The organism is uncultured Corynebacterium sp. (assembly GCF_902489365.1).
Taxonomy (GTDB): domain Bacteria; phylum Actinomycetota; class Actinomycetes; order Mycobacteriales; family Mycobacteriaceae; genus Corynebacterium.
On sequence record NZ_CABTZR010000126.1, the window covers coordinates 1 to 4,295 of the forward strand.

The 4,295-nt window shown below is 60.2% G+C and carries 4 protein-coding genes and 1 pseudogene; 3 read left to right on the top strand and 2 right to left on the bottom strand.

Features of this window, described 5'->3' with window-relative positions:
• Positions 1-174: pseudogene (locus RDN59_RS11550) on the top strand (methylmalonate-semialdehyde dehydrogenase (CoA acylating)); the annotation flags it as partial.
• A 12-nt stretch (positions 175-186) separates the two neighbouring features.
• Positions 187-1,074 (top strand): 3-hydroxyisobutyrate dehydrogenase, encoded by an 888-nt coding sequence (gene mmsB, locus RDN59_RS11555; protein ID WP_308607964.1) that lies wholly within the window; start codon positions 187-189, stop codon positions 1,072-1,074.
• 43 nt (positions 1,075-1,117) lie between these two features.
• On the opposite strand, the gene RDN59_RS11560 is transcribed toward mmsB, so the two are convergent.
• Positions 1,118-1,699, bottom strand: coding sequence for a TetR/AcrR family transcriptional regulator (locus RDN59_RS11560; protein WP_308607967.1), 582 nt, complete (start codon positions 1,697-1,699; stop codon positions 1,118-1,120).
• A 75-nt stretch (positions 1,700-1,774) separates the two neighbouring features.
• Here RDN59_RS11560 and RDN59_RS11565 point away from each other — a divergent pair, with 75 nt between their 5' ends.
• Positions 1,775-3,274 carry a GntP family permease gene (locus RDN59_RS11565; protein ID WP_308607965.1) on the top strand — a complete coding sequence of 500 codons (1,500 nt, stop codon included), beginning with the start codon at positions 1,775-1,777 and terminating at the stop codon, positions 3,272-3,274.
• On the opposite strand, the gene RDN59_RS11570 is transcribed toward RDN59_RS11565, so the two are convergent.
• Positions 3,271-4,281 carry a CaiB/BaiF CoA-transferase family protein gene (locus RDN59_RS11570; RefSeq protein WP_308607966.1) on the bottom strand — a complete coding sequence of 337 codons (1,011 nt, stop codon included), beginning with the start codon at positions 4,279-4,281 and terminating at the stop codon, positions 3,271-3,273. The genes RDN59_RS11565 and RDN59_RS11570 overlap by 4 nt on opposite strands.
• Positions 4,282-4,295 lie beyond the last annotated feature (14 nt).

Here is a 4,295-nt window from a genome sequence, read left to right on the forward strand (position 1 = left end):
ATTCCGGTGCCGATTGCCTACCACACCTTCGGCGGCTGGAAGGCCTCCGGTTTCGGCGACCTCAACCAGCACGGTCCGGATTCCTTCCGCTTCTACACCAAGACCAAGACCGTCACCTCGCGCTGGCCTAGTGATGACTCCGCGGGTCCTCAGTTCACCATGCCGGTCATGTAAGGAGAGAACGCAATGACGACTATCGCATTTATCGGATTGGGCAACATGGGCGGTCCTATGGCCGCCAACCTGGCGAAGGCCGGGCACGAGGTCCGCGGATTCGACGTCGTGGAGGAAGCCCGGGATCATGCCGCCGAGCAGGGCATCACGGTCATCGAGACCGCGGAGGAAGCCGCGCAGGGCGCCGAGGTAGTCTTTACCAGCCTCCCCAATGGCGGGCTGGTCAAGCAGGTCATCGAGTCGATCCTCGCAGCCAATGAAGATGCTAAAACCTACGTTGATGTCTCCACCATCGCGGTCGCGGAAGCCCGTGAGCTCGCGGACACGGTGAGCAAGGCCGGGTCTGCCTTCCTCGATGCACCGGTCTCCGGTGGTATTGCTGGGGCGGCGGCGGGAACGCTTGCCTTCATGGTCGGCGGTACGGCCGAAGACTTTGCAAAGGTCAAGCCGTTGCTCGACATCATGGGCAAGTCCGTAACCCATTGCGGCGATATCGGCAACGGCCAGGCGGTCAAGGCGTGCAACAACATGATCCTCGCGGTCCAACAGATCGTCCTGGCGGAGGCACTCGTCCTCGGCGAGCGCCTAGGGCTGGACCACCAAGCCTTCTACGATGTCGTCTCCAACGCCACCGGCAACTCTTGGTCGCTGTCCGTCAACGCCCCGGTTCCGGATATCGTGCCGAGCTCACCGGCGAACAATGACTTCAAGCCAGGCTTCGCCGCCGCCCTTATGCTCAAGGATCTCAAGCTGGCTATGGCCGCGGCTGACGACACCAAGACGGATACAGTTCTGGGCCGGATTGCGGAAGAGCAGTACGCCTCCTTCGTGGACGAAGGCCACGGCGGCCTCGACTTCTCCGCTATTATCTCCGAGGTTCGCTCCAAAGGAACAGACTAAGCGCTCCTAAGGCCTCCTAGGTGCTCTAGCTCGCTTAGAGCGCCTAGGGCGCTTGGTCTCCGTCCAAGATGCCCTGGAGCAGCGGAGCATAGTACTCGATGAGTTCCTCGCTAGAAAAAGCTGCGAACTCGGTATCGCCAAAGCGCCGCATGAACGACAAGCCCATGAGCAGCGCAAGCGCTGATTGGGCTCTCAGCTCCGGCGAAGGGGAGTGGTTCCCGGATTCCGCGCGGATCCGGGAGGCCAGGACATCCAACAAATCTGATTTAATCCGCTTGCCAATGGCTCCGAGAGTCTGATAATCGCCGCTAGCGACCGAAATCGTCCGGGCCATGGAATAAGGGGCGTTATGCGGTGCTGTAAGAGTTTCCACCACTGCGGTACGCCCCAGTTGGCTGAAGGAACCGGCAAAGAGTGCTGCCGAGGAGGCGGTGAAATCCACCGTGGCCTCAAAGAGCCCTTCCTTGTTGTGGAAGTGCTTCACAATCAGCGCGACAGATACATCGGCCTTTTCCGCGATGTCCTTCATCGACACCTGTGAGAAGGACTGCTCGCTGAAAAGCTCGCGTGAACATTCGAGAATTCTCTCCCGCGTCGAAGCTGCTTTTTCCTCCATAGAGGACATGGTACCGGCGCCGCACGCGCAGGAAGGGTGATTCACCCTCTTGCCTTAGATGACCAAGACTGTGAGGTAGAAACGATGGTTATCTCATTCATCGGGGTGATTCTCTCCCTGATTTTTCTTGTCGTAATGGCCTATCGCGGGCACTCCGTGGTGGTTGTTGCTCCCTTCGCGGCGCTGATCGCGGTGATTTTCTCAGGGGAGCCAATCCTGGCTACCTATACCCAAATCTTTATGCCGGCGGCCGGAAACTTTGTCACCAAGTATTTCCCGCTTTTCCTCTTCGGCGCGATCTTCGGTTTCCTCATGACTTCTACCGGGCTCGCCCGGTACTTGGCTCGCGGTATTACCGCGTTATTCGGGCCAAAGCGCGCGATGTTCTCGACGGTCATCGCCACCGCTTTGCTGACCTATGGCGGTGTATCCGCGTGGGTCGTGGCCTTTACCATCGTGCCCATCGCGACAGCACTGTTCAAAGAGTCTGGGATTCCAAAGCGCCTCATGCCCGGAGCGATTGCGCTGGGAACCATCACCTTCGCGCTGGCCGGTCTTCCTGGCTCACCACAGATCCATAACGCAATCCCCACCAGTTACTTCGGTACCAACGTCTACGCGGCACCGCTCTTCGGTCTCATCTCTTCCGCCATCATGCTGGCAGCGGGAACGGCGTGGCTCGAATACCGCGTGCGAACCCTCCGCGCCAAAGGTGAGGCGTTTGAGCCGCTCGATGCTGACGGCAAGGTCATAGAGACACCCGAGGGAATCGGCGACAGCGGGGAAGAAGCAAGTGTAGAAATCGGCGGAGAATCCTTCGACACCAACTCCGGTGGCCGAGTGGCCACTCACGCCAGAGCTGAAGCAGAGCCTTCTGTCCAGGTGCAGGGATTGCTGGGGCTGGCGCCCATCGCCGTTGTCATCGCGGTCAACTTCGCCATGGTCTACGGGATGTCGAAAGTACTGGACACCTCCTACTTAGCTGAAGAGAAATACGGTGAGACCAACCTCGATGCGCTGTTGGGTATCTGGTCACCGACTGTCGCCTTGGCCTGCGCGGTGTTCGTCATCGTGGCGATGTTCCCTAAGCGGGCCGCCGAGTCCATTAAGGAATTCTCCGATGGCGCCAAGAACGCAATCCTTCCGTGCCTTACCACGGCCTCGGAGGTTGGCTATGGCGCGGTGATTGCTGCGCTGGCAGTCTTTACCGTGGTCAAGAGCAACATGATGGGAATCTCCGATAACGCCTTGGTGGTTTCCACGGTCTCCACCGCCGTCATCTCCGGCATCACAGGTTCCTCCTCAGGTGGTCTGTCCATCACGATGCAGACCTTGGGAGACCAGCTGGCGCAGTTGGCCACGGAACAGGGAATCAGCCTCGAGCTGATGCACCGCGTGACCGCGATGGCCTCAGTATCTTTCGACTCCATGCCACACAACGGCGCGGTGCTTACCATGCTAATCGTCTGCGGCATGACGCACCGTCTGTCCTACAAGGACATTGCTGTGGTGACCATCATCATTCCGCTGGCAACGCTGGCGTTGATGCTCGGCGTCAACGCACTCATCCCCGGCCTGAGCTAGAGAAAGCGCGGGGCCGCCGCCGGCTCCGTGTGGCCCTCGGCAGAGACATAGGTGTTACGTGCTGCAAGGTGCGGGTGCACCAGGACGTCCTCGGGGGAGACGACCTCTGTGACGCAGGCATCGCTGCCGCGGAAGATATCGATCCATTCCGCTTGGGTCTTCTCCGCAAAGCGCCGGGCAATGATCTCTTTCATGGTCGGCCACGAGCCGCGATCATTTTGCTCAAATCCGCTCAACTCATCGTCAAGCCCGAGGCCTTTCACCATGAGCGCATAAAACTGCGGTTCGATGGCGCCGGCGGCCATCCACTGGTCGTCGGCCGTGCGGTAGACGCTATAAAACGGAGCACCTCCGTCTAGAAGGTTTGTCCCGCGTTCCTGCCACTGGCCTTCAGCGCGGAAGGCATGCAGCATGGCGGTGAGGTTGGCGGCACCGTCGACAATAGCGGCATCTACCACGCAGCCGCGGCCGGTGTTCTTCGCCTGCAGCACGCCCGCCAGAAGGCCTGTCACCAAGTACATCGAGCCGCCGCCGAAATCCCCAAGGAAATTGACCGGTGGAACAGGAGCACCATCGTTGCCCGCGATGGGGTGTAGCGCACCGGAGACTGCGATGTAGTTGATGTCGTGGCCGGCGGTGTGGGCAAGCGGGCCAGATTGACCCCAGCCAGTGATTCGCCCATAAACCAGCGCTGGGTTGATCGCGTGCACTTCCTCTGGGCCGAGGCCGAGGCGTTCGGCCACCCCGGGACGGAAACCTTCGATGAGGATATCCGTCGTGGCTAGGCGCTCACGCAGCTTGTCGATGTCCCCTGAGTCCTTAAGATCAGCCTCCAGAACCTCTTGCCCGCGGTAGAGGATACTGTGCGGGACCACAGCGGGAGGATTTCCTGGGCGGACCACGCGGGTAACACTGGCTCCCATGTCCGCAAGCATCATCGCGGCAAAGGGACCGGGGCCGATGCCACCGAGGAAAAGGACTGACGTGCCGGCGAGGGGAGAACTCATTGTGACCTACCTAA

Coding starts and splice junctions, on each gene's coding strand:
- mmsB (WP_308607964.1), top strand. CDS start 187: ATGACGACTATCGCATTTATCGGATTGGGCAACATGGGCGGTCCTATG.
- RDN59_RS11570 (WP_308607966.1), bottom strand. CDS start 4,281: ATGAGTTCTCCCCTCGCCGGCACGTCAGTCCTTTTCCTCGGTGGCATC.
- RDN59_RS11560 (WP_308607967.1), bottom strand. CDS start 1,699: ATGTCCTCTATGGAGGAAAAAGCAGCTTCGACGCGGGAGAGAATTCTC.
- RDN59_RS11565 (WP_308607965.1), top strand. CDS start 1,775: ATGGTTATCTCATTCATCGGGGTGATTCTCTCCCTGATTTTTCTTGTC.